Raw genomic sequence first — 19280 nt, 5'->3', positions numbered from 1 at the left:
CGGCCGGCCGTCGCGCGCGCCGCGCAGGCACCCGTTCGCCGCCGGCGCGACCGAGCTCGCCGACGCGCTCGTCGCGCTCCGCGCGCCCGTCGCCGACCTGGCCAGGAAAGCCGTCGACGACGAGCTGACCCTGCGGCTGCCGACGATCGGCGACGGCCCGCTCGCCTCGCCCGCACTCACCCGGCCGCATGACCAGGCAGAACCGCCAGGTGAGGACCGTCCGTCCGGCGGCCCGCGGCCGTCGCTGGCCGCCTGGCGGATACCGGTGCTCACGTTCGAACCGGACGCGGCGGCCGGGCTGCTCACCGCGCTCGCCGGGGCACAGTTCGCCGAGCTTACCTGCGGCGGCTCCATCGGCTACCTGTGCGCCGTCGCGCTGTTCGCGTCCGACCTGGCCACGCGCGGCCGGGTGCTGCCCATGCTGGTTCCCGAGGAGGACGGCTACGCCGCCCGCTGGCGACCGGTGCTTGCCGCCACCGATGCCCAGCGTGCCAGGGAACTCGCGGCCGCGATGCCGCCGCTGTGCCGCGCGGCCGAGGACGCCCCGGCCGGGACCTCGCTGGCCGACATGCTCGACGCCTTCGCGGATTCGGCGGTACGCACCCGGTTGCAGGCACCGCTCCTGCCCGCGCGCAGAGGTCGCCGCCCCGACCGTATCGAGCTAGCCGAACGGACGGTTGCCGCTCTCACCGCCGCCGATGCTCGGGTCGCGGTGGAAACGCCGCAGGACGCGGCCGAGGCGCAGGCACTGGTCACGTCGCTGGCCGCCTGGCTAGCCGCCGCGCAGCTCCCGGCCGGCCCGGTCCGCACCTGCTTCCGCCTGGCCGAACCGGCCGAGCCCGGCGGCGAGGAAGCCGGCATTTCGCGGGACGCCGGCTTGTGGCGAGTGGAGTTCGCGTTGCAGTCGGCGCAGGACCCGAGCCTGATGCTGACGGCCGGGGACGTCTGGGCCGGGGCGGGGACCGGCTGGCTCGCCGGTGACGAGCATCCCGACGAGCTGCTGCTCGCGGGCCTGGGTGCCGCCGCCCGGCTGTTCCCCGAACTCGAAGACGCGCTCCGCGAGCCCGCGCCCGCCGCGGTCACCCTCGACACCGCGGGCGCGCTGCGGTTCCTCAGGGAGACCGGGCCGCTGCTCGCCGGCGCCGGCTTCGGCGTGCTGCTTCCCGACTGGGCGCGCAAGGCGCGGCTCGGGCTGAAGCTGACCACCAAGTCGAGCACGGCCAGCTCGCCGTCGGCCAGGCAGTCCGCATTCGGCCTGCAGGACCTCGTCGAGTTCCGCTACGACCTGGCCGTCGGCGACCATGTGCTCTCCCCAGGCGAACTGGCCGAGCTCGCCGCGCTGAAGGTGCCGCTTGTCCGCGTCCGCGGCCAGTGGGTGGAACTGGACGAGCGGCACCTGAAGACCGCGCTGAAGTTCCTCGAGCGCAACCAGTCCGGCACGATGACCGCCGCCGACGTGCTCCAGGCCGACGCGCACGGGCCGGCCGACGGCGTGCCGGTGACCGTGGACGCCGGCGGCTGGCTCGGCGACCTGCTGTCCGGGCAGGCCGACCGGCGGCTGCCGCCGCTCGGCACACCACCCGGCTTCCACGGCGAGCTGCGGCCCTACCAGCAGCGCGGCCTCGCCTGGCTGTCCTTCCTCGGGGAACTCGGCCTCGGCGCCGTCCTCGCCGACGACATGGGCCTGGGCAAGACCGTTCAGCTGCTGGCCCTGGTCACCGCCGCCCCGCCGGGGAACCGGCTGACGTTGCTGGTATGCCCGATGTCGCTGGTGGGGAACTGGCAGCGGGAAGCGCAACGGTTCACCCCGGAGCTGCGGGTGCACGTCCACCACGGCGCGGAGCGGCTGACGGGCGACGAGCTGACCGCGGCGCTGGCGGACGCGGACCTGGTGATAACCACGTACGGAATCGCCAACAGGGACCTGGACTCGCTGAGCCGGGTACCGTGGGCCCGCGTCGTCTGCGACGAGGCGCAGGCGATCAAGAACCGCGACACCGCGCAGGCCAGGGCGGTCAGGGCGCTGCCCGCGGCGGCGCACATCGCGCTGACGGGGACCCCGGTGGAGAACCAGCTCTCCGAGCTGTGGTCGATCATGGAGTTCGCCAACCCCGGCCTGCTCGGCACGGCCAAGAAGTTCCGCGAGCGATTCGCCATCCCGGTCGAGCGGCACGGCGACGCCGAGGCGGCGGACCAGCTGCGGCGGATCACCCAGCCGTTCGTGCTGCGCCGCCTCAAGACGGACAAGTCAATCATCTCCGACCTGCCCGACAAGCAGGAAATCAAGGTCTGGTGCAACCTCACGCAGGAACAGGCCAGCCTGTACCAGGCGACGGTCATCGACATGCTCAGCCGCATCGGCGACGCGTCGGACGACATCACGAGGCGCGGGCTCGTGCTCGCCACGATGACCAAGCTCAAGCAGGTCTGCAACCACCCGGCGCACCTGCTCGGCGACGGATCCCGGCTGCCCGGGCGCTCCGGCAAGCTGGAGCGGCTTGAGGAGATCTGCGAGGAGGTCGCCGCCGACGGTGACAAGGCGCTGTGCTTCACCCAGTACGCCGAATGGGGGCGGATGCTGCAGCCGTACCTGGCCGCCCGGATCGGCTGCCAGGTGCTGTTCCTGCACGGCGGCACCCCCAAGAAACAGCGTGACGAGATCGTGCTGCGGTTCCAGGAGGCCGGCGAGCCGGTGATCTTCCTGCTGTCGCTCAAGGCCGGCGGCACCGGGCTGAACCTCACCGCGGCGAACCATGTCATCCACGTCGACCGGTGGTGGAACCCGGCGGTGGAGGACCAGGCCACCGACCGGGCGTTCCGCATCGGCCAGCGCCGCGACGTGCAGGTCCGCAAGTTCGTCTGCGTCGGCACGCTGGAGGAGCGGATCGACGCCATGATCGAGCAGAAGAAGGCGCTCGCCGAGCAGATCGTCGGCAGCGGCGAGAACTGGCTCACCGAACTGTCGACGTCGGAGTTGCGTGAGGTGCTCGCGCTGTCTCCCGAGGCGGTGTCGGGATGAGCCCGCGGTACTGGAACGACTGGCCCGAGTCCCGGGGGCCGATCAGCGTCGAGGGCGGCATCAAGGCTCGCAGCCAGCGCGGCGCGATCGGCGAGAAGTGGTGGTCGCGGCGGTTCATCGCCGCGCTCGAGTCATACGGGATGAGCGGGCGGCTGCAGCGCGGCCGCAACTACGCCAGGCGCGGCCAGGTCCTTGAGTTCTCGCTGACCGTCGGCAAGGTCACCGCCCGGGTGCAGGGCTCGCGCCCCCAGCCGTACAAGGTCACGATCACCGTGCTGCCGCTGACCACGCCGCAGTGGAAGACCGTCGAGTCCCGGCTGGCGGCGCAGGCGCTGTTCCGCGCGAAACTGCTGGCCGGTGAGATGCCAGCGGAGATCGAGCGGGTCTTCGCCGACTGCGGCACGCCGCTCTTCCCCCGGTCGGCCGCCGACCTGGACATGCACTGCAGCTGTCCGGACTGGGAGGTGCCCTGCAAACATCTGGCCGCGGTGTGTTACGTGCTTGCCGAGGCGTTCGACGACGACCCGTTCGCGATGCTCGCCTGGCGCGGCCGGGACCGTGACACGCTGCTTGCCGCGCTGCGCGGGGCCGGCCGGCGGCCGGGCCCGGGGGGTCAAGGGGCGGGCAGGCACGACCGCGTCGAAGCCGGCCTGCCGGCCGTGGCAGTGGCCGACGCGAGCGCCACGCGCGCCGTGCTCGCCGACGTGACGGGGCCGCCGCTCGCCCAGGCGGGTGACTTCTGGTCGCCCGGGCTGAGCCAGGCGCGGCTGCGCGCGCTGGCCGCGCCTGCCGTGGCCGCCACGGTCCCGGACCTGCTGCTTCGCATGTTCGACCCGCCCGCGCTCACGGTCCGCGGCAAGGACCTGCGCACGGTGCTGTCCGCGGCGTACGAGCAGCTTGGCGGCTAGCGGCGCTTCGCGCCGTGCGCTCTCGCCCCGCCGCCGCCGGAGGCGGCGTCGTCGTCCTCGCCCCCGTCGTCTTCGCCCTCGCCGTCCGCTTCCCCCGGCGGCGGGCCGAGCTTGCGGAACTGCTTGTTCATCGAGCGCAGCAGGAAGACGAGCACGATCCCGATCCCGGCCACGACGAGGAAGCCGAGCAGTCCCGGTTCGACGTCGTTCAGCGTGGAGTTGTCTGACGTGCTGGCTAGCAGCGCGGCGAGGAACGTCAAAGCGTCACACTCTCAAGGACACCCGCGAAAAGGTCATCTTCCGGCAGCTCGGTATCGACGAGCGACCTAGCAAGATGATAGTCCTCGGTCGGCCACGCGGCGCGCTGCACGTCCAGCGGGCAGGCGAACCACGAGCTGTTCGGGTCGATCTGGGTGGCGTGCGCGAGCAGCGCCTGGTTCCTGGTCTCGTAGAATCCGGCCGCCTCGACGCGGGTGGTGATCTCCAGCTCGGGGATGCCCAGCTCGGCGCGCTTGCTTGCGCGCTCCTGCCAGCGCGCGAAGACCTTCGTGTACGGCGAGTCCATGCCGCGGCGCAGCATCTCCTCGTGCAGCGCGACGTACCTCGCCTCGTGGAAGGTGACAAAGTAGTACATCTTCAGCGGCTGCCAGGGCTCGCCGCGTCCCGGGTACTTGTCCGGGTCCGCCGCCGACTCGAACGCCTCGACCGCGACCTGGTGGGTCTTGATGTGGTCCGGGTGCGGGTAGCCGCCGCTCTCGTCGTAGGTCAGGATCACGTGCGGCCGGAACTCGCGAACCGCCTGCACCAGCGGTGCGGCCGCGTCGGGGAGCGGGGTCAGCGCGAAACAGCCCGCGGGCAGCGGCGGCCGCGGGTCGCCCTCGGGGAGGCCGGAGTCGACGAAGCCCAGGAACCGCTGCCCGACGCCGAGGATCTCGCGGGCCCGCCGCATCTCCTCGCGGCGGATGCGGGGCATGTCGGCCCGCACCTCCGGCCGGTCCATCGCCGGGTTCAGGACGTCGCCGCGCTCGCCGCCGGTCATCGTGCAGACGAGCACCTGAACGCCGGCGCGCGCGTACCTGGCCATCGTCGCGGCACCCTTGCTCGACTCGTCGTCCGGGTGCGCGTGCACGGCCATCAGCCGGAGTTTCTCCCGGTCCACAGGCTGCGCAGGCCCCTGGGATGACAACGTGGTCTCCTCCGTCCACTCGTGTTTCCCTCTCCGGAACATCCGCCCGGTTTAACGGCATTCCCCACGGGAACGCTCGCCCGGAGGCTTACCGGGAACGCCACACCGCCAACCGGCACCACTTGACTAGTACACAGCAGTGGCCGACCCTTGTTAGCCTCAGAAGATTACCCCCGGAGACCGGCTGGCTCCCTGGCGGAGGGTGGTGACCCCTTACGCCTGGATGACCAGCCCTAGCGGACGAACGAGTCCTGCGCAGTACTGAGGAGTGCCCGTGACCGAAACGCGCGAAGACAGCGTCACCTGGCTGACCCAGGAGGCGTACGACCGGCTGAAGGCCGAATTTGACCATCTCTCCGGCCAGGGACGCATCGATATCGCGAAGAAGATCGAGGCGGCCCGCGAAGAGGGGGACCTGCGCGAGAACGGCGGTTACCACGCGGCCAAGGAAGAGCAGGGCAAGATGGAGGGGCGGATCATCCAGCTCCAGCACATCTTGGAGAACGCGCGGGTAGGCGAGCCGCCGCGCACGGACGGCGTTGTCGGCCCGGGGATGACCGTGACGGTCCGGTTCGTCGGCGACGATGACGAGGTCACGTTCCTGCTGGCCTCGCGCGAGGAGAGCGGCTCCCCGATCGACGTCTACTCGCCGCGGTCCCCGCTCGGGTCGGCGATCAGCGGCAAGAAGGTCGGTGAGCACGCGACGTTCACGCTGCCCAACGGCCGGTCCACGACGGTGGAGATCCTGGAAGCCGTGCCGTACGCCGGAGCCTGAGCACGCGAAGCCCCCAGGCGGACCAGGGGCCGCCGGGGGCTTCGGCGTTGCGGGGCGTTCCGGGGCGTTGCGGCGGTCAGCCGGCGAGTTCCGCGCCGGGAACGGCGTCCTCGCCGCCTGGGCCGGGGTTCTCGCCGCTTGGCGCCCGGCCGCGCAGCGGCACTTCCTTGATGAACAACGCGAGCACGAACACGAGCACCGCCGCGGGAACCACGCAGACGAACACGCCCTGGACGGCGTGCGCGATCGCGGAGTCCACCACCTGCCGCACCGCCGGCGGGAGGCTGGTCACGATGGCCGGGTCGAGCGAGCTGCCCGTGACGTGGAACTGCCCGCCGGCCGCGGCCGCGGACGAGGCGATCGCGCCGTTCAGCCGGCTCGCGAACAGCGCGCCGAGCGCGGCCACTCCGAGCGACCCGCCGATCTGCTGGAAGAACATCCGGGCGCTGCTCGCGACCCCCATGTCCTTGAGTTCCACGCTGTTCTGCGCGATCAGCGAGACCATCTGCATCAGGAAGCCCATGCCGAGGCCGAGCACGATGTAGTCGAGGCTGAGGTGCAGCCGCGTGGTGCCCACGTTCAGCCCGCTGAGCAGGAACATGCCCACCGCCATCACCAGGCCGCCGATGATCGGGAAGATCTTGTAGCGCCCGGTCCTCGTCACGGCCTGCCCGGCCACGATCGACGTGATGGCCGAGCCGAGCATCAGCGGCGTGAACAGCAGGCCGCTCACCGTCGGGGTCGCGCCCTGCACGGTCTGCTGGAACAGCGGCAGGAACGTCATCGCGCCGAACAGCGCCAGGCCGACGAAGAACGTCAGCACCATCGTGAGCGAGAAGTTGCGGTTCTTGAACACGTGCAGCGGCAGGATCGGCTCGTTGGCGCGCTGTTCGACCCGCAGGAACCAGACCAGCGCGCCGACGGCGAGCGCGGCCAGCCCGAGGACCTGCGGGGAAGCCCACTTGTACGCGGTGCCGCCCCAGGTGGCGAGCAGGATGACGGCGGTCGCGGCGACGCCGAGCAGGATGCCGCCGAGGTAGTCGATCCGGTGCTGGACCCGGCGCGGCGGCAGGTGCATGGTGGCGATCAGGTAGACGAGCGCGGCGCCGCCGAGCGGCAGGTTGATGTAGAAGATCCAGCGCCAGGAGAACGCGTCGGTGATCCATCCGCCGAGCAGCGGGCCGCCGATCGTGGCGAGCATCATCACGACCATGAAATAGCTCATGTAGCGGCCGCGCTCGCGGGGCGGCACGATGTCGCCGATCGTCGCCATCGAGCCGACCATCAGGCCGCCCGCGCCCAGGCCCTGGAGTGCGCGGAAGGAGATCAGCTCGGCCATCGAGGTGGACAGGCCGGACAGCGCCGACCCGGTCAGGAAGATCACGATCGCGGCGAGGAAGAACTTCTTCCTGCCGTACATGTCGCCGAGCTTGCCGTAGAACGGCGTGGTGATCGTGGCGGCAAGCGTGTAGGCGGTGACCACCCACGACAGGTGCGCGACGCCGCCGAGGCTGCCCACGATCCGCGGCAGCGCCGTGCCGACGATCAGCTGGTCGAGCATTGCCAGCATCATGGCCATCAGCAGGCCGGGCAGCACGACCATGATCTGGCGCTGGGTGAAGAAGCCGGGCGCCGCCCCCGCTGCGGCCGCGCCGTTCGCGGCCGCGGCGGCCACCGGGGCCGGGCCAGCGTGGGCGGCATTGCCGTTGACGGCCGGGGCGGTGCGGTTCGCCTGCCTGCGGTGCCCGTTCACGGCGCTGCCGTTCGGGGAACCGCCACCCGTGGGCCCGGCGCCGTTCTGGGATGGGGGCGGCGTCAGGTCCGGCGCGCTGCCGCCTGTGGCGTCCGCGGCGCCGACGCCACCCGTTGCGTCATCCACGCTTTGCTCCTCGACCTGTCTGGCACCGCGGCGCAAACTTACTTGCCGACCGGCTAGTCTGATTACTAGAAAGAAGCTATAGTGCGAACTAACCGGTCGTCAAGTAAATTCCGCGGCACGCGGAGGGCGCGCGGAGGGGCGCGCGCAGGGATGCCGTAAGGGCGGAGGGCTGACATAACGATGGACGCGGTACCACCCGGCGAGGGACCCGAGGCGCCCGGGGGCCCGGGGGGCGATATCACGGTAGCGGACCACGCCGCGCACGGTGATGCTCCCGGGGGCCGGCGGGGCGACACGCGCGCGCGGATCCAGCAGGTCGCGCTCGAGCTGTTCGCGGAGCAGGGGTATGAGCGGACGTCGCTGCGCGAAATCGCCGAGCGCCTCGGCGTGACGAAGGCCGCGCTTTACTACCACTTCAAATCCAAGGAAGACATCGTCCGCAGTTTCACCGAGGATCATTTCTGCCGGCTCGACGCGCTGATCGCCTGGGGCCGGGACCAGCCGCCGACCGCGCGCACCGGGCACGAGGTGCTCGACAGGTACATCACGATCCTGCTCGACGGCAGCGAGGTCTTCCTCTTCCTCGAGCGCAACCAGGCGTCGCTGAGCGGCTCCGACAGCGGTTCCGACGGGGGCAAGCACCGCTTCGGGCAGTTCCGGCCCAGGCTGAACGCGCTCGTGGAGATCATCACCGGCCCGAACGCGCCGCCGCGCGCGCGGATTCGCGCCGCCGCGGCGATCTTCGCCGCCAGCGCGTCGTGCATGTTCTTCATGCGCGAGACGCTGGAGCCAGGCACCGCGGACCAGGGCGGGCCGGACACGCTCCGCCTGCCGGACCGGGCGGAGCTGCGCGGGATCGTCTTGGAGCTGGCCGACGACCTCACCCGGGACATCGGCGCAGCGTAGCCGGTCAGCCACCGCATCGCTGCCGCGTTCCTGCCGCGATGCCCGCCCCGCCGACGACCGCCCGAGTCGATACGCGAACGTATCGTAAAATATATAAACTTCCGCTGATTTAGCCACTTTTGCCCTGCTACCGTCCATCGCCAGGCTGAGCAAGCAGCCGATCTGAGCGGGGTGACGTAACGATGGATGACGCAAGGGCAATTGACGCCTCCGGTGCCGCGGACGCGGGCGGACCGGCGCAGCGCGCGGGAGGACCGGCGCAGCGCGAAGGCGCACCGCACTTCAGCCGCCGTGCGGTCGGCGTGGCGCTGGCCGGCGCCGCGGTGGGCCTTGTCGGCGGGGCAGCGCTGGCGGACCGGGACCGGGCCAGGGGCGCCGCGCCTGCCCGGCGGAGCGCCATGGCAGCCGAACTGGCCGCCGCTGAGCAGCCAGCCGCCGCGGCGGGGACCTACCGGCTGTTCGGCACCCGCAAGGGGCCGAAGACCGCCGCGCCGACCGGGAGCGCGGGGCTGGTCACCAGCCTGTTCTTCGAGCTGACGACCGGCGCGGGCTGGCTGGAGGGCTACTGGCTCTGGGTCTGCGAAGACGGGCAGCCCACCGCGCGGCAGACGTTCACGCTGTGGCTGCCGTACCTGGGGCCGGACTACGTGCACACCGGGGAGATCCTCCCGGGCACGACCGTCACCTCGGCCAAGCTCGTGCGCGGCCGGTGGAACTACGTCCCGCTGCCGCACGCCGTGCCGTTGTCGATCGCCACCTCCTACCAGCTGGAGACCGCCGCGGTCGGCGGGGTTCCCGTGACCGACAAGATGTGGGGTCCGGGCGATCCCTGGGCGAAGGGGGTGGCCAACGGCCCGCTGGTCGCGCCGTCGAGCGGACCCAACTCGACGGACCAGTGCGCGGCCACCACGGGCGACAACCCCACGAAGGTCGTGCCTGCCTACAGCTCGGAGTACCCGTTCTTCTGGCTGGACGTCCAGATCACCACCAAGGCGCCGGCCGGCAGCTCGTACCGCCTGTGGCCGGGCATGCCGCGGATCGTCGCGCCGCCTAAGGGGACCGACTCCGACGAGGCGGACACGAACGAGCAGTCCTGCGGTACCGAGTTCTGGCTCTCCGCCAAGAGCAGGCTGAACAAGATCTGGTTCTATTCCCCGCTCGCGAATCCGCTGTCAGACACCCCCGCCGCGGTCCTGCTGCCCGGCGCGTGCGCGATCTTCGACATCGCGACCCAGGAGATTGTCGACGGCACCATGCAGGGCACGGCCGGCCCCGACCCGGCGAAGCTTCCCGACTGGCGGACGGCCGAGGGCAAGCCAGCCAAGCCGGGCGACGGCTGGATCTACAGCGCCTATGACGGCATCACGCTGCCGCCAGGCAAGTACAAGACCGCCATCTACTGCTACGGCGGCGGCACCGTGATGGACTACGAGTACTACTTCTTCCAGGAGCAGCGCTTCTACTACGGCGCCCAGATCAACGACACCACGGGCGTGGTGACCGGGCCCGCCACGGTGCCTGACGGCATCACGAACGGGCCGCTGTACTCGCCCAACGTGGCCAAGGCCGCACCCGCGGCGTCAAACGGCACCGTGCCCACGATTCCGCTCGGGAAAATCGGCCCGGGCAACAGCACCTATCAGATCAACGACGCGACCAACACCGGGACGTTCCTGTACCCGGACACGTTCGACAGCTCGGACGACGGCGAGGTTCGCTGGGTCGACGTGGAGGTCACCCCGGTTTCTTAGCCACGCCGGAAGACGATCGGCGTGCCCTAACCGAACGAGAGCACGTACCCCGCGGCCTGGAGCCTGGCCTTGACGTCGGCACAGTGATCCGGGCCGCGGGTCTCCACGTGCAGCACGACCTCGACCTCGTCGACCCGCAGGCCCGGAGCGAGCCGCTCGTGGCTCACCTCGAGCACGTTCGCGCCAAGGACCGCGAGCAGGCCGAGCAGGCCCGCGAGCGACCCGGGGTAGTCGGGCAGCCGGCAGCGGAGCCCGAGGAACCGCCCCGCGGCGGTCAGCCCGTGCCGCAGCAGCTTGGACAGCAGCAGCGGGTCGATGTTCCCGCCGGACAGCACGGCGGCGACCGGCGGCTCGAACTCGCCCGGGTAGGAGAGCAGGGCGGCGACCGCCGCCGCCCCCGACGGCTCGACCACCTGCTTGGCGCGCTCGAGGCAGAGCAGCAGCCCGCGCGACAGCGCCGCCTCGGACACCGTCACGAACCCGTCGGCCTGCGCGGCGAGGATCGCGAAGGCGATGTCGCCCGGCCTGCTCACCGCGATCCCGTCGGCGATCGTCGGCCGGGCAGGCACGGCCACCGGATGCCCGGCGGCGATCGAGGCCGGGTACGCCGCCACGGACTCGGCCTGCACGCCGACGACCTTGACCTGCGGGTCGAGGCTCTTGACCGCCACCGTGATCCCGGCGGCCAGGCCGCCGCCGCCGACCGGGACGAGGATCGTCCGCACCCCAGGGAACTGCTCGATGATCTCGAAGCCGAGCGTTCCCTGGCCCGCCACGACGTCCGCGTGGTCGTAGGGGTGGATGAACACGCTCCCGGTCGCCGCGGCGTAGCGCAGCGCCTCGTCGAGCGCGTCCTCGACCGACGTGCCGTGCAGCACGACTGTCGCCCCGTAGCCGCGGGTAGCGGCGACCTTGGGCAGCGGCGCGCGTTCCGGCATGACCACGGTGGCGGTGGTGCCGAGCAGGCCCGCCGCGAACGCCACGCCCTGCGCGTGGTTGCCCGCGCTCGCGGCCACCACGCCGCGGGCCCGCTCCGCGGCCGACAGCCTGGCGATCCGCGTGTACGCCCCGCGCACCTTGAACGACCCGGTCCGCTGGAGGTTCTCGCACTTGAGGTAGACCGGGCCGGCGCAGACCTCGGAAAGCACGCGCGAGTGCAGCAGGGGGGTCTGCGCTATCACGTCGCTCAGCAGCTCGCGGGCGGCGACCACGTCGTCGGGCTGCACGAGCGAGGGAATCGTCGTCACGGGGTAGACCATAGTCCACGCGCGAACGCGCGCCGCTGACCTGCGGAAGATGCGAACACTCGCGTTGCCGACATAGTGTCGGAGCCGTGCAGCGAAACAGCCAGCAGCCCAGCGCAAGCGCTCGGCAGGCCAGGCCACCCGCGGCGGCGACGCTCGGTGACCTGCGTGCCAGCGGCCACGTCTACCTGACGGTCAAGCAGGAGATAAGAAAGAACTTGCTCGCGAGGATGCGGGCCGGACAGGACCGGTTCCCCGGCATCGTCGGCTTCGACCAGACCGTCCTGCCCCACGTCGAGCGCGCGCTCGTGGCCGGGCACGACATCATCCTGCTCGGCGAGCGCGGGCAGGGGAAGACCCGGCTGATCCGCACGATGGCGGGCCTGCTCGACGAGTGGACCCCCGTGGTCACCGGATGCGAGATCAACGACCACCCGTACGTCCCGGCCTGCACCCGCTGCCGGCGGCTGGCGGCCGAACTCGGCGACGACCTGCCGGTCAGCTGGCGCCAGGCCGGCGACCGCTACGGCGAGAAGCTCGCCACGCCGGACACCAGCGTCGGTGACCTCATCGGCGACATCGACCCGGTCAAGGTGGCAGAAGGCAGGACGCTCGGCGACCCGGAGACCATTCACTTCGGCCTGGTGCCCCGCACCAACCGCGGGATCTTCTGCCTCAACGAGCTGCCCGACCTGGCCGAGCGCATCCAGGTCGCGCTGCTGAACGTGCTCGAGGAGCGCGACATCGGCGTCCGCGGCTACTCGCTGCGGCTGCCGCTCGACATCGTGCTCGTGGCCAGCGCGAACCCGGAGGACTACACGAACCGCGGCCGGATCATCACCCCGCTGAAGGACCGCTTCGGCGCGGAGGTCCGCACCCACTACCCGCTGTCGCTTGAGGACGAGCTCGCCCTGGTCAACCAGGAGGCGCGGGTGTCCTGGGACGGCAAGGACCCCGGCGCCGAGCTGCCCGAGCACCTCGTCGAGGTGATCGCGCGGTTCACCCGCCTGGTCAGGGAGTCCCCGGCGGCCGACGCGCGCTCGGGGGTCTCCGCCCGGTTCGCGATCGCGGCCGCGGAGAGCGCGGCGGCCGCCGCGGTGCGCCGGACCGCGCTGGTCGCCGAGGCGCACGACGAGGTGCCCGTGGCCCGGGTCTGCGACCTGCCCGCGACCGTGCACACGCTGCGCGGCAAGGTCGAGTTCGAGGTCAGCGAGGAAGGACGCGAGGAGGAGATCCTCGCCCACCTGCTGCGGCGCGCGGTGGCGGACACGTTCCGGTCGCGGCTCGGCGGCGCGGACCTGTCGGGGCTGCTCGCCAAGTTCGACGACGGCGGCACGATCGAGTCGGGCGAGCTGGTCTCGGCGACCGAGCTGCTGCGCCGCACCGGCGAGGTGCCAGGGCTCGCCAAGGTCATGGCACGGCTGGGCATGGAGGGCAGGGAGTCCTTCGGCGAGGCGGCGGCGGCCATCGAGTTCACGCTCGAGGGCCTGTACCTGCTGCGCCGCCTCTCCAAGGACACAAGCGACGGAACCTCCACGTATAGGACATAAATTCATTTTCCCGAACGAGGGGTGGCGACTGACGTGCCCGCACCGCGCGCGGACGAGCGGGGTAGCAGCGGGCTCCCGGGTAAGCGGCGGCGGGCTGGGTAAGGACGCGGGTGAGATCGGAGTACCACATGGCCAACTACCGGTACGGGGAGTACGACGGCGGGCCCGATCCGCTCGCGGCGCCGTACGACGTCCGCGGGGCGCTCGACGACATGGGCGATTCGATCCTGGGCGGCGGGACCCCGGCGGACGCGCTGCGCGAGCTGCTGCGGCGCGGCTGGCAGGGCCGCCGCGGCCTGGACGACCTGCTGCGGCGGGTCCGCGAGCGGTCCCGCGAGCTGCGAGGCCGCGGGCGCCTGGACGGGATGCTCGAGCAGGCCCGCGCGCTGCTCGACACGGCGATCGGGCAGGAGCGCGCCGAGCTGTTCCCCGACCCGAGCGACGACGCCAGGCTCCGCGAGGCCGACCTGGACGCGCTGCCGTCGGACACCGCGCAGGCGATCCGCCAGCTCGCGGACTACGACTGGCGGTCGGCGGCCGCCAGGCAGACGTTCCAGCGGCTGCGCGACCTGCTGCGCAGGGAGGTTCTTGACAGCCAGTTCCGCGGCATGAAGAACGCGCTGACCAACCCAGACCCGGCGGCCATCCAGCGGGTCAAGGACATGCTCGCGAACCTGCGCGCGATGCTGGACGCCGACAGCCGCGGCGAGCACACGCCGGCGGACTTCGAGGCTTTCATGGCGGAGTTCGGCGACATGTTCCCCGACAACCCGCGGAACCTGGAGGAGCTTGTCGACTCGCTCGTCCGCCGGATGATGGCCGCCGAGCGGCTGCTCGCGTCCCTGTCCGACGAGCAGCGCGAGGAGCTCGCCGACCTGATGGCCCAGGCGATGGAGGACGCCGGGCTGGCGGCGGAGATGGCCGCGCTCGCCGACGCGCTGCGCGCGCGGCGGCCGGAGCTTGGCAGGCCGCAGCGCGGGGTGCGGATGTCGGGCGAGGCGCCGCTCGGGCTCGGCGACGCGACGAGCGCGGTCGCGGACCTGGCCGACCTGGCCGACCTGGAGAACGCGCTCGCCCAGGACTACGCGGGCGCCAGCCTGGACGACGTCGACGAGGAGGCGGTCCGCCGCGCGTTCGGCAGGCAGGCGGTCGACGACCTGGAAGCGCTGCGGCGGATCGAGCGCGAGCTGCAGCGGCAGGGCTACCTGACCAACAACGGCGGCAACCTGGAGCTCACCCCCAAGGCGGTGCGCCGGCTCGGCGACACCGCGCTGCGCCGGGTCTTCGCCGGGCTTGAGAACGGCCGGCGCCTTGGCGACCACGACCTGCGCGACGCCGGGCAGGCCGGGGACATGACCGGCGCGACCCGGGAGTGGGAGTTCGGCGACGAGCAGCCGATCGACGTCCCCGGAACGGTCAGGAATGCCCTGCTCAGGTCGGCGGCGAACGGCGGGCATGACGGCACGGTAAAGCTCAGCGCGCACGACTTCCAGGTGGCCGAGACCGAGCGGCGCAGCGCGGCCGCGGTGTGCCTGCTGGTCGACCTGTCCTACTCGATGGCGCTGCGCGGCACCTGGGCGGCGGCCAAGCAGACCGCGCTCGCGCTGCACGCGCTGCTGCGCAGCAAGTACCCGCAGGACGCCATCCAGGTGGTCGGGTTCTCGAACTACGCCAGGGAGCTGCGCGAGACCGAGCTCGCCGGCCTGGGCTGGGACATGGTGCAGGGCACCAACCTGCACCACGCGCTCATGCTGGCCGGACGCCACCTGGACCGGCACCCCGAGCACGAGCCCGTCGTGCTGATCGTCACCGACGGCGAGCCGACCGCGCACCTGCAGCGGGACGGCCGGCCGTGGTTCGACTGGCCGCCGTCACCGGAGACGATCGAGCTAACGCTGGCCGAGGTCGACAAGATGACCAGGCGGCATGCCGCGCTGAACATTTTCATGCTGGCCGAGGACGACCGGCTGAGCGCGTTCGTGGACAATGTAGCCAGGCGGAACGGCGGCCGTGTGATCCGGGCAGCACCGGAACATCTCGGCGAATATGTCGTGAACGACTTCCTTCGGACACGCGGTGCCAGACGTCAGCGGTAGATTTGCCGCTACAGATTCCGTATCAGCATCACACAGCCCAGCGCCGCGCGCGCGGCGGCAAGGTGACTAAGCAAACAGGAGGACGACGTGAGTCCCTCGAGTGGATCCGGCAGCTCCACGGGCCGGACGGTATCAGCGGTGATCCTGGCTGTCATCGCGCTCGTGTTCATCGTGGTCGGCATCATCTACGTGGCCGTGCCTGCGGGTTCCCTGCCCGCGTTCCTCGGCCACGCGACCCTCACGGTGAGCGGGAAGACAGTGGGTTCAACAGGGCATCACCCGCTGCGCGCCGCGGGCTGCCTGATCGTCGGCGTGGTCTTCGCGGTCGGCGCCTGGTTCGCCCTTAGGTACAAGGGCAAGGCGGTCACGCCGGCCAGTTCCGCCACGAAGGAGCCCGCGGGCCGCTAAGCGGGCCGCGGGCACGCGGAACCGCGGCCCGGGATCCGGCGCCCACGTCCGGGTCCCGGGCTGCGGTTCGCCCTAGGCGCGCCCTCTAGGAGAGACGCATGTCGTTTGCCGACCGGGCCATCTTGTGGCTGCACATTGCCGCGGCCGTCTTCACGATCGGGCCGGCGACGGCGGCAACGATGGCAACGCCGCGTTATATCCGCAGCCGCAACGCCGTCGTGCTCCGCTATCTGTGCCGGGTCACGGGAATCTACGCGATCGGCTCGCTGCTCGTGCTGATCTTCGGCCTCGTCATCACCGAGCAGCTCCACGACTTCAGCAAGCCGTGGATCTCCGCGTCGATCACCCTCTACGTGGTCGCGGCGGTCCTGCTCGTCCTCATCGTGCGCGACCAGCGCAAGGCCCTGACCGCGCTGACGGGGGCGGCGGGCACAGACGCCACGGACCGTTCGGAACAACAGGACGGAGCCGAACCGGACGGGGAGGCGGCGGGCGGCGCCCAGCCTGTCTCGACGGCGGTCGCCGCCGAGCTGAAGATCGCCGCGGTCGAGCGCGGCCGGATCGCCTCGATGTCCGGCATCGTCGCGCTGATCTGGCTGGCGATCCTCGTGCTGATGGTCTGGGGCGCCCACTCCTAGCTCCGATTCGACACTGAAATGCCCGGGCTTGCCGCGGACATGTGGCTGGTGTCGAAAGGAGCAACCTTGCGTGCTGCGCCGTACCGGCAACCCGGACGATGCGGCGGACGTGATCGCCGAGACCTTCCCCACCGCCGGGGCGAGCGGCGGCGGATCGCAGCGGCCGGCGCACCGCACCCGGCCGTCGTGCCCAGCTACGGACCCGCGGGCACCGCGGCCCAGCTGGTCGACTACGCGACCCGCGCCGCGACCGCGGGACCGGCGTTCAATCCAGGGCCGCGCCAGTGGATCTACACCGACGTGCTGCAGGCGACGTCGTCCGCGGGCACCGGCGGCTACCTGAAGGGGGCGCCCGCCGGCCGTCTGGAGCAGCAGACCTGGACCCGGGCGGACTACCAGGAGTACGCGTACCTCAAGAACGGGAAGCTGGTCATCGTGGCCTCGAACCTGCCCCGTTCCGCCAAGACCGGGCAGGCCGTGGCGCCGGCCCCGTTCGGCTGGCCGCCGGTGAGCTACGCCTACCTGAACTCGCTGCCGACCAGCCCGGCCCGGCTCATGGCGGTCATCCGAGACAACCTGAGCAGCCAACCCGATCCGATCGGCGCCGAGGGCACCGGCAACGCGGGCGTCTTCACCGCGGTCCAGGCGCTGATGCAGAACGTCGTGCTGCCGCCCCGGCTGCTGGCCGCGCTGTACGGGGTGCCGGCCCGCGATCCCGTGGTGCGCTTCGAGCGCTCGGTCACCGACCTGGCGGGCCGGACCGGAGTGGGCTTCTCCACGGTGCAGGAGGGCTACCTCGAGGAGCAGATCGTGATCAACCCGAAGACCTACGCCTACATGGGCTACGTCGACGTCGCGGTCAGGGCGCACTCAAGCACCGGACTGGACGAGACGGCGCGCTTCCGCAAGGGCCAGATCCTCGGCTGGCAGGCCCTGCTCGGTTCCGGCATCGTGCAGCATCCCGGCCAGCTTCCGTGACCTGCCAGCGGCTTTAAGGCGAAGCACCGGTCCGGGTAATGGCTGGTCACGTACTCGATCCGGTCCAGCCTGGCGTCCCGGTCCGAATCGGCCGGGTCTTTCCAGGTCCGGGTCCGCTGGAAGGAGATGCCGCGGGCATGCAAGAGCTGCCGCGGGCATGCAAGAGCTGCCGCAGCCGCTCCCGCCCGATCCGCACCGGCCGCTCCGGGCGGCCCGCTAAATAGTCAGCCAGCTTGCGCAGGCTCCACCGGGTAAACGGCTGGCCCGGCTTCTCCGGCCGGGTCCTGGCCGCCGCGACGATGACCTCGACATCCTCATCACTGATCCGGACTGATCCGGCGGGGATGGCCGCCCGCCCACCGAGGGTCCAGCGCGGCCAGCCCCTGGCGCTGAACGCGTGGATCACGTCCCGCACCGTGTCCTCACCGGCCGCGGCCAGCCGCGCGATCACCGGCACCAGCGTGCCCGGCGCCGACGCCATGATGATCATCGCCCGCCGCACCGGACCGGCTCGTGCCTGCCGCGCCGCACGATCTGCTGCAGCCGCTGCCCTTCTTGATCAGTCAGCCGCCGCGCCCGCACCGGCTCTGCCATCACGCCTCCACGCCGCTCGGCCCATCTCACGATCGAGTGTGGAGGCAATCACCGTGATATGTCAGCCGACCCGGTGAACGTTCGTGGCCGACGCACTAGCGGCGACATATCTAGGCGGCATTATTTTAAAAGATCTTGAAATCTTAGTTGTAATACTAGAACAGATAAGCTAATATATAGATAAGCCCTCCAATAAGACGACGACAGCGCATAAGGCGCGGACAGCCAGCGCGATCTCCGGGGGAGGTGGTCCAGCATGTGCACCGGCAGCGAAGGCGCGAACGGCGGCACCCTATGCAGTGTTGCCGACGCGCTACGGGTAACCCGTGCGGGGCTGGACTTCCTGAACTCCCCGGCGGCCGCCGATCTTGACACCGCTGCCATCGGGGAGGTGCTGATATCGCTGGGCGGGCTGCGGGCCAAGTTCGCCGCGGCGCACGCCGCTTTCCTGCGCCGGTTCGACGCGGCCGGCGCCCACGACGCCGACGGGTACGGGACCTCGGCCTCCTGGCTGGCCGCCAGGACCCAGATGACCAGGAAGGACGCCAAGGCCGAGGTCCGGCAGATGCGCCGGCTCAGCGCCCACCCCGGCGTGGCCGACGCGATGGCCGCCGGGCAGGTCTCCGAGTCCTGCGGGCGGGAGATCACCGAGCTGACCAGGAAGCTCCCCGAAGAGCTGCGCGCCCAGACCGGCAAGATCCTGCTGGACGCCGCGGCGGCCGCCGGCGCCTCCCTGGATGACTTGACGCTGATCGCGGCCGCCGCCTGGGAACAGTGGCGCGCCCAGCACCCTGACGCGGACGACGATGACGGGTTCGACGACCGGTACCTGGCGGTCGGGACCACGTTCGGCGGCGCCGCCGTCATCCGCGGCAACCTCACCCCCGAATGCAATGCCGCCGTCCAGGCCGTGCTGGAAGCACTGGGCAAGAGGCACGGCCCCGAAGACACCCGCACCGAGGACCAGCGGTGGCACGACGCGCTGCAGCTGGGCTGCGAACTGCTGATCCGGGCGCGGATGGTGCCGGACCGGGCCGGGGCCGACACCCAGGTGATCGCGCACATCCCGTTTCCCTGGCTGCGCTCCCAGCCCGGCGCCTCCGCGATCGAGGAGGCCTGGCTCGGCGCCCGCGCCGGGCAGGCCGGCTACCTGACCGGCGCCGGCGCCGAGACCGCCGCCTGCGACGCGATGATCGTCCCGGTCGTCACCGGCCACGCCGACATGACCGTGATCGACCAGATCATCGAGCTGGCCCTGGCCGCCGGCGAACAGCCCGCCCGGCCGCTGTCCCCCGGGGCGCGGGCCGCGCTGCGCTACGCCATCGCCCGGCTGGCCATCGACTTCGTC

At 71.3% G+C, this 19280-nt stretch carries 15 protein-coding genes and 1 pseudogene; 11 read left to right on the top strand and 5 right to left on the bottom strand.

Going from position 1 to position 19280, the window contains the following annotated elements:
- On the top strand, positions 1-3019 hold a 3019-nt coding region (locus Q1N79_RS17190; protein ID WP_300610090.1), incomplete at its 5' end, for a DEAD/DEAH box helicase.
- Entirely contained in the window at positions 3016-3927 is a 912-nt protein-coding gene (locus tag Q1N79_RS17185) for an SWIM zinc finger family protein (protein WP_300610089.1), read from the top strand. The genes Q1N79_RS17190 and Q1N79_RS17185, both read left to right, overlap by 4 nt.
- Here the strand turns inward: Q1N79_RS17185 and Q1N79_RS17180 are convergent.
- Together Q1N79_RS17180 and mca are read right to left on the bottom strand one after the other, a co-directional pair.
- Positions 3924-4187: a hypothetical protein gene (locus Q1N79_RS17180; protein ID WP_300610088.1), complete on the bottom strand. Its 264-nt coding sequence runs from the start codon at positions 4185-4187 to the stop codon at positions 3924-3926. The two genes, Q1N79_RS17185 and Q1N79_RS17180, sit on opposite strands and share 4 nt — an antisense overlap.
- Entirely contained in the window at positions 4184-5062 is an 879-nt protein-coding gene (gene mca, locus Q1N79_RS17175) for a mycothiol conjugate amidase Mca (RefSeq protein WP_300610087.1), read from the bottom strand. Before mca ends, Q1N79_RS17180 begins: the two co-directional genes overlap by 4 nt.
- Positions 5063-5387: 325 nt before the next feature.
- Between mca and greA the strand changes: the two genes are divergently transcribed.
- Positions 5388-5888: a transcription elongation factor GreA gene (gene greA / locus Q1N79_RS17170; RefSeq protein WP_300610086.1), complete on the top strand. Its 501-nt coding sequence runs from the start codon at positions 5388-5390 to the stop codon at positions 5886-5888.
- Positions 5889-5964: 76 nt separating this feature from the next.
- Here greA and Q1N79_RS17165 read toward each other — a convergent pair whose 3' ends face one another.
- Positions 5965-7767: an MDR family MFS transporter gene (locus Q1N79_RS17165; RefSeq protein ID WP_300610085.1), complete on the bottom strand. Its 1803-nt coding sequence runs from the start codon at positions 7765-7767 to the stop codon at positions 5965-5967.
- Between the two features lie 180 nt (positions 7768-7947).
- Here Q1N79_RS17165 and Q1N79_RS17160 point away from each other — a divergent pair, with 180 nt between their 5' ends.
- Both Q1N79_RS17160 and Q1N79_RS17155 read left to right on the top strand, forming a co-directional pair.
- Positions 7948-8673, top strand: a complete 726-nt coding sequence (locus Q1N79_RS17160; RefSeq protein WP_300610084.1) for a TetR/AcrR family transcriptional regulator — start codon at positions 7948-7950, stop codon at positions 8671-8673.
- 182 nt (positions 8674-8855) lie between these two features.
- Positions 8856-10424 carry a hypothetical protein gene (locus tag Q1N79_RS17155; RefSeq protein ID WP_300610083.1) on the top strand — a complete coding sequence of 523 codons (1569 nt, stop codon included), beginning with the start codon at positions 8856-8858 and terminating at the stop codon, positions 10422-10424.
- A gap of 26 nt (positions 10425-10450) precedes the next feature.
- On the opposite strand, the gene ilvA is transcribed toward Q1N79_RS17155, so the two are convergent.
- The gene (ilvA, locus tag Q1N79_RS17150) at positions 10451-11671 is read right to left on the bottom strand and encodes a threonine ammonia-lyase (RefSeq protein ID WP_300610082.1); all 1221 of its coding nucleotides are present in this window, start codon (positions 11669-11671) and stop codon (positions 10451-10453) included.
- A 161-nt stretch (positions 11672-11832) separates the two neighbouring features.
- On the opposite strand from ilvA, the gene Q1N79_RS17145 reads away from it, so the two are divergent.
- The 5 genes from Q1N79_RS17145 to Q1N79_RS17125 all read left to right on the top strand — a co-directional run bounded on the left by Q1N79_RS17145 (position 11833) and on the right by Q1N79_RS17125 (position 17338).
- The gene (locus Q1N79_RS17145) at positions 11833-13218 is read left to right on the top strand and encodes a sigma 54-interacting transcriptional regulator (protein WP_300610093.1); all 1386 of its coding nucleotides are present in this window, start codon (positions 11833-11835) and stop codon (positions 13216-13218) included.
- Between the two features lie 128 nt (positions 13219-13346).
- Positions 13347-15314 carry a hypothetical protein gene (locus Q1N79_RS17140; RefSeq protein WP_300610092.1) on the top strand — a complete coding sequence of 656 codons (1968 nt, stop codon included), beginning with the start codon at positions 13347-13349 and terminating at the stop codon, positions 15312-15314.
- Between the two features lie 138 nt (positions 15315-15452).
- Positions 15453-15722 carry a hypothetical protein gene (locus tag Q1N79_RS17135; protein ID WP_300610081.1) on the top strand — a complete coding sequence of 90 codons (270 nt, stop codon included), beginning with the start codon at positions 15453-15455 and terminating at the stop codon, positions 15720-15722.
- Positions 15723-15820: 98 nt separating this feature from the next.
- Complete coding sequence (locus Q1N79_RS17130) at positions 15821-16360, top strand: DUF2269 family protein (protein ID WP_300610080.1); 540 nt, start codon at positions 15821-15823, stop codon at positions 16358-16360.
- An 18-nt stretch (positions 16361-16378) separates the two neighbouring features.
- Positions 16379-17338 carry a CU044_5270 family protein gene (locus Q1N79_RS17125; protein WP_367185082.1) on the top strand — a complete coding sequence of 320 codons (960 nt, stop codon included), beginning with the start codon at positions 16379-16381 and terminating at the stop codon, positions 17336-17338.
- 17 nt (positions 17339-17355) lie between these two features.
- Here Q1N79_RS17125 and Q1N79_RS17120 read toward each other — a convergent pair.
- Positions 17356-17932 (bottom strand): annotated as a pseudogene (locus Q1N79_RS17120) (helix-turn-helix domain-containing protein); the annotation flags it as partial.
- Between the two features lie 256 nt (positions 17933-18188).
- Here Q1N79_RS17120 and Q1N79_RS17115 point away from each other — a divergent pair.
- Positions 18189-19280: DUF222 domain-containing protein (locus Q1N79_RS17115; RefSeq protein WP_300610078.1), on the top strand; the 1092-nt coding region annotated here is incomplete at its 3' end.

Source organism: Trebonia sp. (genome assembly GCF_030042015.1).
Classification (GTDB): Bacteria; Actinomycetota; Actinomycetes; order Streptosporangiales; family Streptosporangiaceae; genus Trebonia.
This window is presented reverse-complemented; position numbering and strand designations above follow the sequence as displayed.